Source organism: Streptomyces sp. NPDC055025 (genome assembly GCF_053608565.1).
Map to the genome: position 1 here is coordinate 26583 of NZ_JBSGVS010000021.1, position 18029 is coordinate 44611.

Genomic DNA, 18029 nt, shown 5'->3' on the forward strand with positions numbered 1-18029 from the left:
CCCGGCCGCGGCCGGACGATCGGCCCCCGGGTTCAGTCCTGGAGCAGCCAGGTGAGGATCCGGGGGAGGGCGTGCAGGGCGTCGAAGTGCGCGGCGGCCGGTTCCAGTACGACCGTCGCGCCCGGGATGCGCTCCGCGAGCCAGCGGGAGTGGCCGACCGGTGAGAAGACGTCCTTCTCGCCGTGCCACAGCAGCACCGGTCCCTTGATCCCGGCGGGATCGAAACCCCAGGGGCCGCAGAAGGCGAGGGCGTCGTCGATCCAGCCGTACGCCGAACCCCGCAGCCCTTCCTGGTAGTTGCGCAGCAGCATCGTTCTGACCCCGGCGTCGGAGACCACCATGCGGTCGGAGTCCGTCAGCTCTCTGCGCAGATCGTCCAGCAGCCGCGCCGGGTCCTTCCTGATCGCGTCCGCGCGCGGGATGAGCCGCGCGGCCACGCCGTCCGGGTTCCTGGACGCGGTGGTGTACTCCAGGACGTTGGAGGCGGCCATACCCTCGAACCAGTCGAGCCCGGCCGCGTCCCGCGGCGCGAGTGTGACCAGCGCCGCGGTACGGGTCACCCGGTCGGGCATCAGCGCGGCGCAGGCCAGGGCGTGCGGAGCGCCCCCGGAGCGGCCCACGACGGCGAACCGTTCGAGCCCGAGGGCGTCGGCGATCGTCGCCACGTCCTGGGCCACATCGGCGACACTGCGCCCCTCCAGCCGGTCGGAACCCCCGTATCCCGGGCGGTCGTAGGCGATGAGCTGCATCCCCCGCTGATACAGCACCATGCCGCGTGGTGCGGGCCCCAGCCTGCTGCCCGGTGTGCCGTGCAGCAGGAAGACCGGTCTGCCGCGCGGATCCCCCAGACGCTCCACCATCAGATGCCGTCCGTCCGCCGCGCGCAGCCGACGTCGCAACTCCTGCCCCCTTTGTCATATGCGCCTCGGCCATGACCTCGGCACAGAGCTGTGCCCTCCGTACAAGAGCTGTACAGGAGCCCGGTTCATGTTGATTGTCCCGGGCCGGAGCCGATTGCATAAGGCCGATCCGCGCTCCTGTGAGGGCGGATTCAGGACAGGACTAGTCCTCACCCACCGATGACACGGCAGTCGCACCGAGTGTTCGCGAACGGAACGGACACTCTCCGACCTCGGCCGTCCGACAGGCCCGCCACCCGGGCGACTTGTGGTGCGCCCGTCCTGAAGTCGGCCTTGTGTGCGGTCGGTCGGTCTCGGAATAGTGGGCGCCTCATCCTCTGTGCCAGGTCACCCCACATGATCTGGCGCGGCCCCCCACAGGAGGTCGACCTTGAATCATCGGCGCATATCGAGGAAACGGGCCACGATGGCGGGCGGTGCCGTGATCGCGCTGGCCGTCGCGGGATTCACCTTCCGGACTGCGAACGCCAGTGAGGAGACACCGCGGTTCAGCGTCAAGACACTGACGGCCACGGCGGCCGGAAATCTCGCCTCCGCTCTCGGCGAGGACCTGGGCGGCGCCGCCGCCGGTTCCTACTACGACGCCGGGTCCGGGGCCCTGGTGATGAATGTCGTCGACGAGCGGGCGGCCGAGACCGTACGCCAGGCCGGCGGCAGGGCCAGACTGGTCCAGAACTCCCTGGCCGAACTGAAGAGCGCCCGGCAGACCCTCGCGGACCGGGCGGCCTTCCCCGGTACGTCCTGGGCGGTCGACCCGGTGACCAACAAGGTGGTCGTCACGGCCGACCGTACGGTCACGGGCGAGGCGTGGGACAAGCTCAGCGGTGTGGTGGAAGGGCTCGGCGGCACGGCCGGACTCAGCAGGACGGCGGGGGAGTTCAAGCCCTTCGTCGCCGGCGGCGACGCCATCACGGGCGGCGGCGGGCGCTGCTCGCTCGGCTTCAACGTGGTCAAGGACGGCGCGCCGTACTTCCTGACGGCCGGACACTGCACGGAGGCCATCCAGACCTGGTCCGACGCGCAGGGCACCGTGATCGGGACGAACGAGGGGTCCAGCTTCCCGGACAACGACTACGGCCTGGTCAGGTACACCGCCGAGGTCGCGCACCCGAGCGAGGTCAATCTCTACGACGGCTCCAGCCGGCCGATCAGCCAGGCGGGCGACGCGACGGTCGGCCAGCAGGTGACCCGCAGCGGTTCCACCACACAGGTGCACGAGGGACAGGTCACCGGGCTCGACGCCACGGTGAACTACGGCGGCGGTGACATCGTCAACGGTCTGATCCAGACCTCGGTCTGCGCGGAGCCGGGCGACAGCGGCGGCTCGCTCTTCGCGGGCGGCACCGCGCTCGGACTGACCTCGGGCGGCAGCGGCGACTGCTCCTCGGGCGGCGTGACGTTCTTCCAGCCGGTGACGGAGGCGCTCGCCGTATTCGGCGCGCAGATCGGCTGACACCCCGCGCGCCCACCGGAAGGGCCCGGACCACCACGAGTGGTCCGGGCCCTTTTCGCTGTGCGCGGAGACCCGTCCTTCCGCTGTGCGCGCGGAGACCCGTTCGGGGCTTATATGTGCGTCCGGGGTGTATGTCCAGGGGTGACGAATGTCTCGCGCCGGGCGGATGCGGCCCCCTCGGGGGAGCGGTCGTCCCAACTCCACTGTCCGGGCGCGGGAGTGGCGGAGGCGGCTGTTTCCGGCCGTCCGTCCGAGTGGCGCGGTGGCGGTCCTACGGGGCGGTCACGCGTGCGGCCGGGTCGTTGACCGGGGACGACGGGGTTAGAGTAATCGAACTATTGTGCTAGGGATGTATAGGGCAAATGGCTGAAATAGGGTGGAGTGATGGAGGTGCGGCATGGCGGGCTACGCCCATCTGCACGTCGCGTCCGGTTACTCCGCCCGCTACGGCGCCGCCCATCCCGAACAACTCGTTCGACGGGCGGCCGAGCGGGGCATGCCGGCGCTCGCGCTCACCGACCGGGACACCGTCACGGGTGCCGTGCGGTTCGCACGGGCCTGCGCGGAGACCGGGGTCCGGCCCGTCTTCGGGGTCGATCTGGCGGTGGAGGCCCTTGTGCCGCCTCCCCCGGCGCGGCGGCGCCGCACCCCGGCGCGCGGCGGCGCCCATGTCGTCGAGCCGCCTCTGCGGTTCACGCTGCTCGCGCGGGACCGGGCCGGATGGGCACGGCTGTGCCGCATCACCTCGGCCGCGCACGCCGGTACCGCGTCCGGCGCGGCACCCGTGGTGGTGCCCTGGCAGGCGCTGCGCGAGTACGGCGGCGCCGGTCTGATCGTGCTGCTCGGACCGCTCTCCGAGCCGGTGCGGGCGCTGGCGGCGGGCCGGGAGGAGATCGCGGTGAGGCTGCTGGCGCCATGGCGGGAGATCTTCGGGAGCGGGGTCCGGCTGGAGGCCGTCGGACACGGGCGGTCCGGCACCGGGCCGGGGTCGCTGCGGCTGGCCGCCAGGACCCTGGCGCTGGCCGACCGTACCCGTACCACCGCCGTGCTCTCCAACGCCGTCCGCTACGCCGACCCCGACCAGCACCGGCTCGCCGACGTCCTGGACGCCGCGCGGCTGCTGCGGCCCGTCGACCGGCGCGCTCTGGACAGCGGGGAGCGCTGGCTCAAGGACGAGGAGGCGATGGCCGGCATCGCGCGGCAGATCGCGGAATGCGCCGGAGCGGATGCCCGGCGGGCGGACCGGCTGCTGGCGGACACCGCCGCCACGGCGGCCGCGTGCGCCGTCGATCCCGCGGCGGACCTCGGCCTGGGCACGCCGCACTTCCCGGAACCGGTGGTGCTCGGCGCCGGGCCCGGCGCGGACGGCTCGGCACGGCTGCTGCGCCGGCGGTGCGAGGCCGGCCTGGTCCGGCGGGGCCTGGACCGCGACCCCGCCGCACTCGCCCGGCTGGACGAAGAGCTCGCCGTGATCTCCCGGCTGAACTACGACCCGTACTTCCTCGCGGTCGGCCAGGTCGTGAGCGACATCCGGGAGATGGGCATCCGGGTCGCGGCCCGCGGTTCGGGCGCGGGGTCGATGGTCTGCCACGCGCTGGGCATCGCCACGGCCAACCCCCTCGACCACCGCTTGCTGTTCGAACGCTTTCTGAGCGTGCGACGGAGGCAGCTTCCGGACATCGACATCGATGTGGAGTCCGCCAGGAGACTGGAGTGCTACGACGCGATCCTCGCCCGGTTCGGTGCCGAGCGGGTGGCGGTCATCGCCATGCCCGAGACCTACCGGGCCCGCCGGGCCCTGCGCGACACCGGTCTCGCGCTGGGGATCGCACCGGCGGACATCGACCGGATCGCCAAGAGCTTCCCGCATCTGCGGGCATCGGACATCACCGGTGCGCTCGCCGAACTTCCCGAGCTGCGGTCACTGGCGGCCGAGGCGGATCGGTACGGGCCGCTGTGGGAGCTCGCCGAGGGCCTCGACTCGCTCGTCCACGGCATGGCCATGCATCCCTGCGGAGTGATCATCAGCGACGCGACGCTCCTGGACCGGCTGCCGGTGCAGCCCACGCCCCAGGGCGACTACCCGATGGCGATGGCCGCCAAGGAGGAGGTCGAGGCCCTGGGCAACATCAAACTGGACGTCCTGGGCGTACGGATGCAGTCCGCGATGGCCCACGCCGTCAAGGAGATCGAGCGGGTGACCGGCGACCGTATCGATCTGGACGACCCGCGGCAGGTGCCGCTCGACGATGTCTTCGCCTTCAAGATCATCCAGGAGAGCCGGACCATAGGGCTGTTCCAGCTCGAATCGCCCGGCCAGCAGGATCTTCTGTCGCGGCTGCGGCCCCGCGACCCGCAGGACGTCATCGCCGACATCAGTCTCTTCCGTCCCGGCCCGGTCGCCGGGGGAATGCCTGAGCGGTACATCGCCGCACGTCATGGCGGTACCCCGGACTACGCCCACCCCGACCTCGAACCGGTGCTCGCCGACACCTACGGCGTGACCATCTGGCACGAGCAGGTCATCGAGACGCTGTCGGTACTGACCGGCTGCGACCACGCGCTGGCCGAGATCGCCCGGCGGGCGCTCGGTGACAAGGACCGGCTGCCCGGGATCGAGGACTGGTTCCACCGGGAGGCACGCGCGCGCGGCTACGGCGCGGCGGTACGCGAGCGGGTCTGGAAGACGGTCGAGGCCTTCGGCGCCTACGGCTTCTGCCGGGCGCACGCGGTCGCCTTCGCCGTACCGGCCTTGCAGAGCGCCTGGCTCAAGGCGCACCACCCGGCCTTCCTGTTGGCCGGCCTGCTTGAGCACGACCCCGGGATGTGGCCCAAGCGCGTCATCGTCGCCGACGCCCGCCGTCGAGGTGTCCCGCTCCTGCCCGTCGACGTCAACCACTCCACGACGGAGCACACCGTGGAGCGGACCGACGGGGAGCGATGGGGGGTACGGCTCGCGCTGTCGGCGGTGCACGGCATCAGCGAGGAGGAGTGCGCGCGGATCGCCGCCGGGCAGCCGTACGGATCGCTGCCGGACTTCTGGCAGCGGGCCAGACCCAGCCGGCCGACCGCCGAGCGGCTCGCCGGGATCGGGGCGCTGCGGGAGCTGCACGACGGGCGGTCGAGCCGACGGGATCTGCTGCTCCGGATCGACGAGCTGCACCGGCAGTCCCGTACCCGGAACGCCGGCGAGGGGCAACTGCCGCTCACCGCCGAGGCGATCGGCGCGGAGGAGCCGGCGGGGCTGCCGGAGATGACCGGGCGGGAGGTGCTCGGCGCGGAGCTGCACACCCTCGGGATCGATGTCTCCCGGCACCTCATGGACTACCACCACCGGCTGCTGCGCGAGATCGGCGCGACCGACGCGGCGCACCTCGCGGGGCTGGGGGAGGGGCGGCAGGTGCTGGTCGCTGGGGTGCGCTCGGCCACCCAGACACCGCCGATCGCGTCGGGCAAGCGCGTCATCTTCGTCACCCTGGAGGACGGCTCCGGCCTGGTCGACCTGGCGTTCTTCGAGGACTCCCACCCCGCCTGCGCGTACACCGTCTTCCACAGCGGGCTGCTGCTGGTCCGCGGCACCGTACAGGTGCGCGGCACCCGGCGTACGGTCGTCGGCACCATGGCCTGGGATCTGGACCGGATCGCCGCCGCCCGCCGTGATCACGGTCCGGAAGCCGCTCTCGCCCTGCTCGGGGCCGACCGTCCGCAACCGACCCCCGCGCAGCCGGGGCGCACCTTGGCCAACGGTACGACGGGCGCGCGGCTGCATCCGTACGCCGACCTCCAGCCGGCCGGCACCCGCTCCGCCGACCTGAAGAAGTTCGGCCACCGCAGCCCCGGGAGCGCGGGATGACCACGCGCCGACGGCATGTCGCCCATCTGTATCTGCACGCCGTACCGGACGAAGGACGGTACGCGGACGCGATCGACCTCCTGACCGGTCTCACCCCCCATGTCCAGGCGGTGCCGCCCGACGCCGTCCAGCTCGACCTGACCTCCGCGCTCAGATACTTCGGCCTGTCTCCCTACGACCTGGTCCAGCGGGCGCAGTTGCGGCTGATGGGCCTGTACGGCATCGAGAGCAGCGCGGGGCTCGCGGGCAACCGCATGGTGGCCGCCATGGCGGCCGGCGAGTCCGCGCCGGGACACACCACATGGGTCCCCGCCGGACAGACCGCCGACTGGCTGCGCCCCCGGCCGGCCGTCGCACTGCCCGGGATCGGCCGTACGACAGCGGCCGTGCTCGGTAAGTACGGTCTGCACACCATCGGCCAGGTCGCCGACACACCCGCGGCGACCCTGCAACGCCTGCTCGGCGCCGGCCCGGCCAGATCGCTCGCCGAGCGCGCCCGCGGCCACGATCCCCGTCCGGTCGCACCGCTGGAACCGGCGGCCCATCTGGCCGCCGATCTCGTGCTCGACCGGGACTGCCTCGATCCGGTCCGGCACCACCGGGCCGTCCTGGGACTCGCCGACCAGATCGGTCAACGCCTGCGCGGTGAAGGCCAGGCCGCCCGTCGGCTCACCCTGACGGTGCGGTACGCGGACCGCGGCTCCACCACGCGCACCTGTCCGTTGCCGGAACCCACCAACCACTCGCCCGCCCTCGCCACGGCGGCCCTGGGTCTGCTGACCGCCCTCGGGTTGCAGCGAGCGAGGGTCCGCGCCTTCGTGATCCGGGCCGACGGCCTGTCACCGGCCGGCGCCGCTCACCGCCAGCTCTCCCTGGATCCCGGTGACGACCGCGCCCGCGCGGCCGAAGCCGCCGCGGACCGGGCCCGCCGCCGCTTCGGACCGGAGGCCGTACATCCCGCCGCCTTGCTGACGGAACCTCACCGGGCCCGCCGCTGAAACCGGGTGAAGCCCGAGCGAAGCCGGCATGAGGCCTGCGTGAGGCCTGGTGCGAAGCCTGCGTGAGGCTTGGTGTGCAGCCTGGTGTGAAGCCGGGCCCGTGCTCGTGGTCATGGTGCCCGGGATTTTTACCGACGCGTAACTTCCCTTCCCCGCCTTACCCGTGCGTAACTTGGCTCAGTCCCACCATCTTTGTGGTCCGGGCCACAGGGCTGACAGACATCGCCATTTCCCTTGAGCCGCAAGGAGATCGCACGATGCTGCCCTGGAAACGCGCGCTCGGGCCACTGACCGCGCTGTTGCTGGCCGCCACGTTCCTGGCCACCCCCGCCGTCGCCGCGCCCCCCACCGCCGCGCCCTCGACCCCCACCGCCGCGACTTCCACCGCTGTCACCTCGGCCTCCACCGCTGTCTCCGCGTCGAGCAGCGGCTGGAACGACTACTCCTGCAAGCCCTCCGGGGCCCATCCCCGCCCGGTCGTCCTCGTCCACGGCACCTTCGCGAACGCCATCGACAACTGGCTCGGCCTCGCCCCGTACCTGGTGAACCGGGGCTACTGCGTCTTCTCCCTCGACTACGGTCAACTCCCCGGCGTACCGCTGTTCTACGGCCTCGGCCCCATCGACGCCTCGGCCGGACAGCTCGCCGCCTATGTCGACAAGGTGCTCGCGGCCACCGGCGCCGCGAAGGCCGATATCGTCGGCCACTCCCAGGGCGGCATGATGCCGCGCCACTATCTGAAGTTCCTCGGCGGGGCGGCGAAGGTGAACGCCCTGGTCGGTATCGCCCCCGACAACCACGGCACCACCCTGCTCGGACTGACCGGGCTGCTCCGGTACTTCCCCGGTGTGGAGCATCTGCTGAACGAGAAGACCCCCGCGCTCGCCGACCAGGTGGCCGGATCCGCCTTCCTCACCAAGCTCAACGCGGGCGGCGACACCGTGCCCGGGGTGCGCTACACCGTGATCGCCACCCGGTACGACGAGGTGGTCACCCCCTACCGGTCACAGTTCCTGAGCGGCCCCGATGTGCGCAATGTGCTGCTCCAGGACCTGTGCCCGGTGGACTTCTCCGAGCATGTGGCGATCGGGCTGATCGACAGGATCGCCTTCCACGAGGTGGCCAACGCCCTTGACCCGGCACGAGCGACGCCGACCACCTGTGCCTCGGTGATCGGCTGACGCGTCGGGGACGCCGGCGGGGAGGATGCCGGCGGCGGAGGACGCCGACGGGCGGGGATGCCGGCCGGCGGAAATGTCAGCGGCCGTGCCGTGCGGACGGTACGGCCCTGCGCCTGGCCGTGGCGAACAGCAGGGAGGCGCCGATGGCGAGGACCGCCGTGCCACCGATGGCGAGATACGGGGTGGCGCCGGAGCCGCCGGTCTCGGCGAGGTTCTGCTGTCCGGCGGCGGGCTGCTCGGCGGCGGCGCCGACGGCCTTCGTCTCGGGGGAGTTGGTGTCGCCGTAGCCCTCGGCATCGTTGTCGTCGGCGGTGCCGCTGTCGCTGCCGTCGGCCTCGGCGTCGGTGGTGCTGGTGTCGGCGGCGGCGGCGGTGTCGGTGTCAGTGTTGGCGGTGTCGGTGTTGGCGGTGTCGGTGTCGGTGTGTGTGCCGTTGTCACCGTGACCGTTGTGTTCGACGGTGGACTTGTCCGCGCCGTCCGCGATCTCCTCGTCGGTGGGCGCGGAGGCCGTCGGCGCGGGCGCTGCCGGAGTCCCGCCGCCCGCACCGCCGTTGTCCTTGCCGAAGACCACGTCGGAGCAGGTGTAGAAGGCCTCGGGGCTGTCCGAACGCTGCCAGATCGAGTAGATGAGATGGCGGCCGGACTTGTTGGGAACGATCCCGTTGAAGACGTACTCGCCGTTCTCCAGCTTCGGGTCGGTGACCTTGAGGAAGGGCTTCGCCTCCAGATCCGACCACTTCAGCGGCTTGGCCGGGTCGTAGCCGTCCTTGGTGAGATACAGCTCGAAGGAGCCCTTGTGGGGCGCGGTGGCCTTGTAGCGGAAGGTCCTGTTGCCCGCCGTCATCGCGGAGGACGGCCAGTCGCCGCGCGCCAGATCGAGCCCCTTGTACTTGTCCCGGCCCGCGCTGCACAGCTTTCCGTCCGGGATCAGCCGCTGGTGGTTCCCGGCGGCGTTCGCGATATTGACCTCGTTCCAGTCGTAGAACGCCTGCGTGCCACTGGCCGCGACCGCCGCCCGGCACGCCGCCGACCGCGGGCTCTCGGGCCCCTCGGCATAACAGGCGGCGACCCGGCTGACCGGATCCGTCAGCGACCCATGAGCGACGGCCGGAGCGGCGGTGAGCCCGGTCAGCGCGAGCGGGACGAGACCGAGGACGACGATTCCGGCGGCCGTACGGCGAGCGGTCATATGCGGGTTCTCCTTGGGAACGGCGCTGGGGAACGCGCCGGAGCGACAGACGACCTCCCCGTCGAACGCCGCCCCGGCGATCAGCAAGCTAGCCCCTGAGCACCCCGGAATCGGCTGCTCGGACGAGGTGAGGGTGATCCTTATGCCGCACTTAAGGTGAGACTAAGAGTGGGCTCAGGAAGACCACCGGCTCCCGGCACACCGCGGTGCGCGACCGGCCCCCGCGGTGCGCGGCCCGAGTTACGGTCCGGGGCCCGGCCGGAGTTACGGTCCGGGGCGCGGCCGGACTCCGTCACTCCTCCGGGCGGTATACGCGTCGGGGCCTCGTGCCCCGCAGTTCGCGCACGGCGGTCACGACGAACCGGAGACACACGGCGGCCAGGGCCAGAGGCGCGGCGATCCACCAGGTGAGTCCGGTCAGCGCCAGGACGGCCGCGGTGGCGACGGAGGCCACGGTCAGTGTGCCGAACGTCGCCACGTTCCAGGGCGCGGCCTCCCTGGCGAGATCGAGCCGGTCGTCCAGGATCCGCGAGGCCTCGTCCCGCAGACGGGCCCGCAGCTCCTGGGCGGCCATGAAGGATTCGATCCGCCGCGGGTCGTAGCGGGGCTCGGGGTCCGGTTCCGGCCGGCGCCGGCGCCGGAGCAGGGGCCAGCGGACGCGCCGCGGTCGAGGGGGCGGAGGCGCGCTCATCACGGCCCGCCCAGGGCGAGCGAGGCCGCGAGTACATTGCCCAGCGTGGTCATCAGGTCGACATGCGCGGGGACGAAGTCCTCGTACTCGGGGGCGTCCACGGTCAGCACACCGAACATCCGGCCGTTGGCACGGACCGGCACGGCGATGACGGCCTTGTACTCGACGCCGCCGGGGTTGAGATGGCTCACCTTCCCGGGCGTACCGTCGGCCCGGAACGAAGTGCCGCTGGTCAGAAGCAGATTCATATGGGCACCGCCCATGTCGACGGCCGGGATCTTGACGCGCGGAGGCGGCATCCTGCCGTCCCGGTCCTTCAGATTGAAGTCGCCCGTCGTGGGGTCCCTCTCGTAGTAGGCGCTGCGGGCCCTCGGCAGACCGGACGCGGTGGGATCCGCCGTGAGGACCACGGCGCTTTCCAGTACCGACCGGAGGATCATCGTGCGGTACTGGTCCTCCGCCGGAGAGGGGCCGGCTCCGGCGGGTATGGGGTGGCCCGCCGCGTACGAGGCCACCAGATCGCGGAGCCGCTCGGTGGTCGGGACCAGGACGAGGTTGTAGGCGAGGGCCAGATCCGTGGTGGCCTTCACTGCCAGCCGGTGTGTCTTCTGCCGGGCCATCTCGGCGCGACGGTTCTCGTACGCCGCCACCGCCACGACGGAGAAGGCCACGAGCGTGCCCACGGCGGTCCACCGCCATTTGGCGGCGCCGCTCGCGTCATCGGCGACTATCGACAGGACGAACACCCCGCCCGCCAGTGCGCCGGACAGCAGGAACAGCCCGATCCGTTTTAACGTGTCCCACATTCCCGCGTTCACGCGTGGCTCCCCCCGCTTCCGCCACTTCTCTCCCTGATCCTAGCCAGGGCCGCTCAGGGGAAGCCGCTCGCTCGCGCCCCGCCCGCTCGCGCCCCGCCGCTTGTCGCCGGCCGCCCGGTCGGGCCAGGCCGGGCCGGTACGGACTCGGGTAGGGTGGGCCGTTGTCGTCAGTCAACGGACCTGCCGAAGGAGGCGAGACCCATCACCGCTGTATCAGGTCGGGTGCTCCCCTCCCACGGCCGTGCGGTCCATCGGACATAGGTGACCGCCAGGAGTGCCCATCGGCATTCCGAAAGGCTCCCCATGTCAGCTTCCCCTTCTTCCTCTTCCTCTTCCTCTTCCGCTCCGTCCGACGTCGTCGCCACCGTCGTCGGCAGGCTCCGGGCCGCGGGGTGTGTCTTCGCCGAGGACGAGGCGCGTCTGCTCGTCTCCACCGCGGGAACCACGGCCGAACTCACCGCGATGGTGGACCGCCGGGTCGCCGGTCTGCCCCTTGAGCATGTGCTCGGCTGGGCGGAGTTCAGCGGTCTGCGGATCGCCGTGGACCCCGGGGTGTTCGTGCCGCGCCGCCGTACCGAGTTCCTTGTCCTGGAAGCCGCCGCCCTCGCCCCGCCGCGCGCCGTCGTGGTCGATCTGTGCTGCGGCTCCGGCGCCCTGGGCGCGGCGCTGGTCGCGGCCCTGGAGCGGGCCGAGCTGTACGCCACCGACATCGACCCCGCCGCGGTGCGGTGCGCCCGGCGCAATGTCACCGCCGTCGGCGGCCGGGTGTACGAGGGCGATCTCTACGCCCCGCTGCCGGGCGCGCTGCGGGGCCGGGTGGACGTACTGCTCGCCAATGTGCCGTACGTACCGACCGAGGAGGTCGGACTGCTGCCCCCGGAGGCCCGGATACATGAGGCGCGGGTCGCCCTCGACGGGGGCGCGGACGGCCTCGACGTCCTGCGCCGGGTGACGGCGGCGGCGCCCGGCTGGCTGGCCCCGGGCGGCTCCCTGCTGGTCGAGACGAGCGAACGCCAGGCCCCCCTGGCGGTGGCGGTCTTCGCGGAGAGCGGACTGATCCCCCGCGTGGCCCGCTCGGAGGAGCTGTACGCCACGGTGGTCACCGGCACCAGACCGGCGGCCGGTACGGGAACGGCTCAGCCCGTCCAGCGGTAGCGGCGCTCCGGGCGGCCCGTGCCGCCGTAGCGGAGGGAGATCTCCGCCCGGCCCGTCTCCGCGAAGTACTCCAGATAGCGCCGGGCGCTCACCCGGGACAGCGCCCCCGCGTCCGCGCACTCCGTCGCCGAGAGGCCGTCCTTGTGTTCGCGCAGGATGCCTTCCACCAGGTCGGCCGTGTGGGCCGCCAGGCCCTTGGGCAGGGAGCGGCTGCCGGGCGGGCGGGTGCCGAAGATATGGTCGACGTCCTCCTGGCGGGCCTCGCCCAGGCCCGCCAGACGGGTGCGCAGCGAGGCGATGTGGCGCAACTGCTCCTGGAGCGCGCCCTGGTTGAAGGGCTTGATCAGATAGTGGAGCGCACCCGCGCGCAGCGCCGCGCGGATCACCCCCGCGTCCCGCGCCGCCGTGATGAACAGCGCGTCGACGCTGAGACGGCTTCTGTCCCGCTCCTCGGCCGCCCGTAGCGCGCGCAGTACGGCGATACCGTCCATATCGGGCAGATAGATATCGAGCAGGACAAGATCGGGCCTCAGCCGCTCGGCCGCGCGCAGCGCCTCGGCACCGCTGTGCGCGACTCCGACGACCGTGAAACCGTCCAGCGCGGACACATAGCGGCTGTGCAGTTTCGCGACCATGAAGTCGTCGTCCACCACCAGCACTTTCGTCACGCCGACACGCTAAGCCGCGACCTCAATGACCACAACGTCCGTTGATTCCGGAAGCGAGACAGCTTGTTAACGCACAGGCAACATGTGGCCCACTTCACAAGCTTTCCGAAAGGCGGCAGACGTGCAATTGCGCACCCCTCTGGCCCTGCTCGGGTCGGCGCTACTGGTGCTGGTGGGGCCGCCGTTGCTCTCGTCGGGCACTGGCGCGGACACCGGCACGCAGATTCCCGGCCTGCGGTTCATGGTCCCCAACACCCCCGGCGGCGGTTACGACATCACGGCCCGCACCATGGCGAAGAACGCCGAGGACGGGGAACTCACCCACAACATCGAGGTGTTCAACCTGCCGGGCGCCGGCGGCACCGTCGGTCTCACCCGGCTCGTCGGTGAGCACGGCAACGGCAAGCTCGCCATGTCGATGGGGCTCGGTGTGGTCGGTGCCGTCCACACCAACAAGACGCCCAAGACGCTCGCCGACACCACCCCGATCGCCCGGATCACCGAGGAGTCCGACATCGTCGTCGTCGGCAAGGACTCCCCGTACCGGACCATCGGTGATCTGCTCGAAGCCTGGCGGGCCGACCCCGCCAAGGTGCCCGTCGGCGGCGGCTCCTCGCCCGGCGGACCCGACCATCTCGCCCCCATGCTGATGGCGAAGGCCGCCGGGATCGCGCCGAAGACCGTCAACTACGTCCCGTTCGACGGCGGCGGCGAACTCCTCGCGTCGATCCTCGGCAACAAGGTCGCCTTCGGGGTCTCCGGCCTCGGCGAGTACCTCGACCAGATCAAGGCCGGTGAGCTGCGGCTCCTCGCGGTCACCGGGCCCGAGCGGATCCCCGGCCTCGACGCCCCCACCCTCCGTGAGTCCGGTCTCGACACCGACTTCACCAACTGGCGCGGCATCGTGGCGCCGCCCGGCCTCTCCGACGCCGAGCGCGACAAGCTGCTCGCCTTCTTCGAATCGCTGCACGGATCGCCCCAGTGGCGGGACTCCCTGGAGAAGAACGGCTGGGACGACGCCTATCTCCCCGGCGACGAGTTCGGCGAGTTCCTCGCCGAGGAGGACAGGCGTGTGGACTCCGTCCTGAAGGAGCTGGGACTGTGAACGCCGAGACAGGTACGTCCGGTACACCCGAAAGCGCCGGTACACCCGGAACCGCCGGTGCACTCGGAACCGCCGGTGCACCCGGAACCGCCGGTGCGGCGGGCACCCCGGGGACATCGAAAGCCCCGCAGACACCGGCCCCTTCGCGCGGAACGTGGCTGCGCGAGCACTCCGAGCTCGGTGTCAGCCTGCTGCTGCTCGTCCTCGGCGTACTCGTCCTCACCGACGCGCTCACCATGGACGTCGACATCACCCAGCGCGGCCCGGTCGGCCCCAGGACCGTCCCGGTCGTCGTCGGCATCGGCCTGCTCGCCGTCGCCGTACTGCTCACCCTCGACATCCTGCGCGGCGGCCGGGGCGAGGCGGAGGGCGGCGAGGACATCGATCTGAGCGAGCCCGCCGACTGGCGGACCGTACTGCTCCTCGCCGGGGTCTTCCTCGTGAACGCCGTGCTCATCGGACCGCTCGGCTTCCCCGTCTCCGGCGCCCTGCTCTTCTGGGGCTCGGCGTACGCGCTCGGCAGCCGCCACTACGACCGTGACCCGCTGATCGCCGCGGGCCTCTCGCTCGTCACCTACTTCGTCTTCGACAACCTGCTCGGTGTCCCCCTTCCCGGTGGCCCGCTGATGGGGGTGCTGTAACCGATGGACTCCCTCAACTCCCTCCTGGACGGCTTCGGCACGGCGCTGACGCCGATGAATCTGCTCTGGGCCGCGATCGGTGTGCTGCTCGGCACGGCGATCGGCGTACTGCCCGGTATCGGGCCCGCGATGGCGGTCGCCCTGCTGCTCCCGGTGACCTACGGACTCGAACCGACCGGCGCGTTCATCATGTTCGCCGGTATCTACTACGGCGCGATGTTCGGCGGCTCCACCACCTCGATCCTGCTCAACACCCCGGGCGAGAGCGCGGCGGTCGTGGCCGCGATCGAGGGCAATCCGATGGCCAAGGCGGGCCGCGGCGCCCAGGCGCTGGCTGCCGCCGCGGGCGGGCATTTCGCCGGCGGCATGATCGGCACGATCCTGCTGGTGGTCCTCGCCCCGACCGTGGCGTCGCTCGCCGTGGACATCGGCGCCCCCGACTACTTCGCGATCATGGTGCTGGCGTTCATCGCCGTCACCTCTGTGCTCGGCTCGTCCCGTATCCGCGGTCTCGCCTCGCTGCTCATCGGTCTCACCCTCGGTCTGGTCGGCCTCGACCAGATGACCGGTCAGCAGCGGCTGACCTTCGGCACGCTCCAACTCGCCGACGGCATCGATGTGGTGATCGTCGCGGTCGGTCTCTTCGCGATCGGCGAGGCCCTCTGGGTCGCCGCCCATCTGCGCCGCTCCACCGGTGAGGCGATCCCGGTCGGCCGCCCCTGGCTCGGCCGGAACGACATCCGGCGCACCTGGCTGCCCTGGCTGCGCGGCCCGGTCATCGGCTTCCCGTTCGGCGCGATCCCGGCCGGCGGCGCGGAGATCCCGACCTTCCTCTCGTATGTCACCGAGAAGCGGCTCTCCAAGCACAAGGACGAGTTCGGCAAGGGCGCCATCGAGGGCGTCGCGGGACCCGAGTCCGCGGCCTCCGCCTCGGCGGCCGGGACGCTGGTCTCGATGCTGACCCTCGGACTGCCCACGACGGCCGTCGCCGCCGTGATGCTGGCCGCCTTCCAGCAGTACGGCATCCAGCCGGGACCGCTGCTCTTCGAACGCGAACCCGACCTGGTCTGGGGTCTGATCGCCTCGCTCTTCGTCGGCATGGTGCTGCTGCTCGCGCTCAATCTGCCGCTCGCGCCGGTCTGGGCGAAGCTGCTGCGCGTCCCGAGGCCGTATCTCTACGCGGGAATCCTCTTCTTCGCGGCCGTCGGCGCGTACGCGGTCGGCGGCGAGGCGCTGGACCTGGTGATCCTGCTGATCATCGGTCTGATCGGGTTCGGGATGCGGCGGTACGGGCTGCCGGTGCTGCCCGCCGTGATCGGTGTCATCCTCGGCCCGGCCGCGGAACAGCAGTTGCGGCGCGCCCTCCAGATCAGCGGCGGCAGCGTGAGCGGTCTGGTCAACACACCCTTCTCGGTGACGGTGTACGCGGTGATCGTGCTGCTGCTGGTCTGGCCGGGGGTGAGGAAACTGATCGCCGCCCGCCGTCGCCCCACCGCGTCGGTCTGACCCGCGTATCCGCCAGGGCCTCGTATCCGCCCGACCCGAGCCGGATGTCCCGCCCTTCCCCCATGGGGGCGAGGCATCCGGCTCGCCCGTTCCGCCGTCCGCGCCGCCCTCGCCCGTTCCGCCCCCGTCCGCCGTTGTCAGTGGCGGCTGGCACCATCGCGGTATGACCACGACCGACTGGGATTCCCGCGCCGACTCCTTCGACCAGGAGCCCGATCACGGACTGCGGGACCCTGCCGTCCGCGCGGCCTGGGCCCGCCGGATGGCGCACTGGCTGCCGCCCGAGCCCTCCCGGGTGCTGGATCTCGGGTGCGGTACGGGCAGTCTGGCCCTGCTCGCCGCCGAGCGGGGGCACCGGGTGACGGCCGTCGATCTCTCACCGCGCATGGCCGCGCTGGCCCGGGAGAAGCTGGCGGGCACGGACGCCGAGGTGCTCGTCGGGGACGCGGACCGGCCGCCGGTGGCGCCGCGGAGCTTCGATGTGGTGCTCGCCCGGCATGTGCTGTGGACGCTGCCGGATCCCGAGCAGACGCTGCGGCACTGGGCCTCGCTGCTGAGACCGGACGGTCGGCTGGTGCTGGTCGAGGGCGTCTGGTCCGGCACGGGTCTGCCGGCGTCCCGGCTCATCGCCGCCCTGGCCCCGCTCACCGAGCGCGTCCACCATGAGCGGCTCTCGGCCGACTCCGCGCTCTGGGGCCGCCCCGTCGACGACGAGAGGTACGCGCTGATCGCCCGGCCGTCCGGGATCCGCCGCCACACCGAGGTGGTCGATGTCCATCTGATCCTGCGCAGGGGGGACGAGGTGCTGCTCGCCCGCCGCTCCGGCACGGGATACGGGGACGGCCTGCTGAACGGCCCCTCGGGGCATGTGGAGGACGGCGAGGACGTCCGTACGGCCATGATCCGTGAGGCGTACGAGGAGATCGGCGTCGAGCTGGCCCCCGACGAGCTGCGGGTCGCGCTGGTCATGCAGCACCGCGGACCGGGTGGCGGAGCCAGGATCGGCTGGTTCTTCGAGGCGGAGGTGGAGACGGAGACCGGGGCGGAAGCAGACGCGGAAACGGAGGCGGAAACGGGGGCGGACACGAGGGCGGATACGCCGGCCGGGCAGACTCCGGAAGGCGGACGGCCCGGCCGTGTGCCGTACAACCGCGAGCCGGACAAGTGCTCCGGTCTCTCCTGGCACCCCCTGTCCGCCCTGCCGGACGACATCGTCGCCTACTGCCGGGCCGGTCTGGAGGCCTACCGCGCGGGTGAACGCTTCGTCATCCACTGGCACGAGGACGGCGATCCGGTCGGCCATGTGCCGGACGGCGCCGACCGGGCGGTCGTGCTGCCCGCCACGGATGTCCGGGCCGGTGCGCGGGCCGCCGGGGGGCATCCGTGAAGTCCGCTCTCCACGGCCCGTTTCCGGTGGGGGAGAATCGGTCCGTGACCTTGAAGATCGTGATCGACCCGGCCGCCGCGACCGCTCCGTACGAGCAGCTCCGTACCCAGATCTCGGCGCGGGCGCGCTCCGGCGCGCTGCCCGTGGGATACCGGCTCCCGACCGTACGGGGGCTCGCCGAGGAACTGGGGCTGGCCGCCAACACCGTCGCCAAGGCCTATCGCGCGCTGGAGTCCGACGGGGTGATCGAGACACGGGGCAGGAACGGCACCTTCGTCGCCGCCGCCGGTGACGCCGCCGAGCGCGAGAGCGCGAGCGCCGCGCTGGCGTACGCGGAGCGCGCGCGGCGCCTCGGGCTCGACCGCGCCGCCGCGCTGGCCGCCGCCGAGGAGGCGGTGCGCGCCGTCTACGCGGACTGACCCGCCCCCGGCGCCGTCCGTCCCGGGACCGGCGGCAGAGCCCGG

General features: G+C 71.9%; 15 protein-coding genes. 10 read left to right on the top strand and 5 right to left on the bottom strand.

What is annotated here, in order from left to right; all coding sequences use genetic code 11:
* Window positions 1-32: 32 nt before the first annotated feature.
* Window positions 33-899 (bottom strand): alpha/beta fold hydrolase, encoded by an 867-nt coding sequence (locus ACWGDX_RS15205; protein ID WP_382848947.1) that lies wholly within the window; start codon window positions 897-899, stop codon window positions 33-35.
* A gap of 391 nt (window positions 900-1290) precedes the next feature.
* On the opposite strand from ACWGDX_RS15205, the gene ACWGDX_RS15210 reads away from it, so the two are divergent.
* The 4 genes from ACWGDX_RS15210 to ACWGDX_RS15225 all read left to right on the top strand — a co-directional run bounded on the left by ACWGDX_RS15210 (window position 1291) and on the right by ACWGDX_RS15225 (window position 8405).
* Window positions 1291-2373: a S1 family peptidase gene (locus ACWGDX_RS15210; protein WP_453625727.1), complete on the top strand. Its 1083-nt coding sequence runs from the start codon at window positions 1291-1293 to the stop codon at window positions 2371-2373.
* Window positions 2374-2770: 397 nt separating this feature from the next.
* Entirely contained in the window at window positions 2771-6226 is a 3456-nt protein-coding gene (locus ACWGDX_RS15215) for a DNA polymerase III subunit alpha (protein ID WP_453625729.1), read from the top strand.
* A complete protein-coding gene (locus tag ACWGDX_RS15220; protein ID WP_453625731.1) occupies window positions 6223-7224 on the top strand; it encodes a DNA polymerase Y family protein in 1002 nt (333 codons plus the stop codon). Before ACWGDX_RS15215 ends, ACWGDX_RS15220 begins: the two co-directional genes overlap by 4 nt.
* Before the next feature lie 257 nt (window positions 7225-7481).
* Window positions 7482-8405 (top strand): esterase/lipase family protein, encoded by a 924-nt coding sequence (locus tag ACWGDX_RS15225; RefSeq protein WP_453625733.1) that lies wholly within the window; start codon window positions 7482-7484, stop codon window positions 8403-8405.
* 76 nt (window positions 8406-8481) lie between these two features.
* Here the strand turns inward: ACWGDX_RS15225 and ACWGDX_RS15230 are convergent, their stop codons facing one another.
* The 3 genes from ACWGDX_RS15230 to ACWGDX_RS15240 all read right to left on the bottom strand — a co-directional run bounded on the left by ACWGDX_RS15230 (window position 8482) and on the right by ACWGDX_RS15240 (window position 11103).
* Window positions 8482-9594 carry a lytic polysaccharide monooxygenase gene (locus ACWGDX_RS15230; RefSeq protein WP_453625734.1) on the bottom strand — a complete coding sequence of 371 codons (1113 nt, stop codon included), beginning with the start codon at window positions 9592-9594 and terminating at the stop codon, window positions 8482-8484.
* 292 nt (window positions 9595-9886) lie between these two features.
* Window positions 9887-10168, bottom strand: a complete 282-nt coding sequence (locus ACWGDX_RS15235; protein ID WP_453625736.1) for a hypothetical protein — start codon at window positions 10166-10168, stop codon at window positions 9887-9889.
* Between the two features lie 116 nt (window positions 10169-10284).
* Window positions 10285-11103: a GAF domain-containing protein gene (locus ACWGDX_RS15240; protein WP_453625738.1), complete on the bottom strand. Its 819-nt coding sequence runs from the start codon at window positions 11101-11103 to the stop codon at window positions 10285-10287.
* A 303-nt stretch (window positions 11104-11406) separates the two neighbouring features.
* Between ACWGDX_RS15240 and ACWGDX_RS15245 the strand changes: the two genes are divergently transcribed.
* Window positions 11407-12258 carry a putative protein N(5)-glutamine methyltransferase gene (locus ACWGDX_RS15245; RefSeq protein WP_453625740.1) on the top strand — a complete coding sequence of 284 codons (852 nt, stop codon included), beginning with the start codon at window positions 11407-11409 and terminating at the stop codon, window positions 12256-12258.
* Here ACWGDX_RS15245 and ACWGDX_RS15250 read toward each other — a convergent pair.
* Window positions 12240-12893, bottom strand: coding sequence for a response regulator (locus ACWGDX_RS15250; protein ID WP_405987661.1), 654 nt, complete (start codon window positions 12891-12893; stop codon window positions 12240-12242). The two genes, ACWGDX_RS15245 and ACWGDX_RS15250, sit on opposite strands and share 19 nt — an antisense overlap.
* 154 nt (window positions 12894-13047) lie before the next feature.
* On the opposite strand from ACWGDX_RS15250, the gene ACWGDX_RS15255 reads away from it, so the two are divergent.
* The 5 genes from ACWGDX_RS15255 (at window position 13048) to ACWGDX_RS15275 (ending at window position 17984) form a co-directional block, all read left to right on the top strand.
* Window positions 13048-14031, top strand: a complete 984-nt coding sequence (locus ACWGDX_RS15255; protein ID WP_453625742.1) for a Bug family tripartite tricarboxylate transporter substrate binding protein — start codon at window positions 13048-13050, stop codon at window positions 14029-14031.
* Between the two features lie 158 nt (window positions 14032-14189).
* Complete coding sequence (locus ACWGDX_RS15260) at window positions 14190-14672, top strand: tripartite tricarboxylate transporter TctB family protein (protein WP_453625868.1); 483 nt, start codon at window positions 14190-14192, stop codon at window positions 14670-14672.
* A 3-nt stretch (window positions 14673-14675) separates the two neighbouring features.
* Window positions 14676-16178: a tripartite tricarboxylate transporter permease gene (locus ACWGDX_RS15265; RefSeq protein ID WP_453625744.1), complete on the top strand. Its 1503-nt coding sequence runs from the start codon at window positions 14676-14678 to the stop codon at window positions 16176-16178.
* A 163-nt stretch (window positions 16179-16341) separates the two neighbouring features.
* A complete protein-coding gene (locus ACWGDX_RS15270; protein WP_453625745.1) occupies window positions 16342-17565 on the top strand; it encodes a methyltransferase domain-containing protein in 1224 nt (407 codons plus the stop codon).
* 44 nt (window positions 17566-17609) lie between these two features.
* Window positions 17610-17984, top strand: coding sequence for a GntR family transcriptional regulator (locus ACWGDX_RS15275; protein WP_383033884.1), 375 nt, complete (start codon window positions 17610-17612; stop codon window positions 17982-17984).
* Window positions 17985-18029 lie beyond the last annotated feature (45 nt).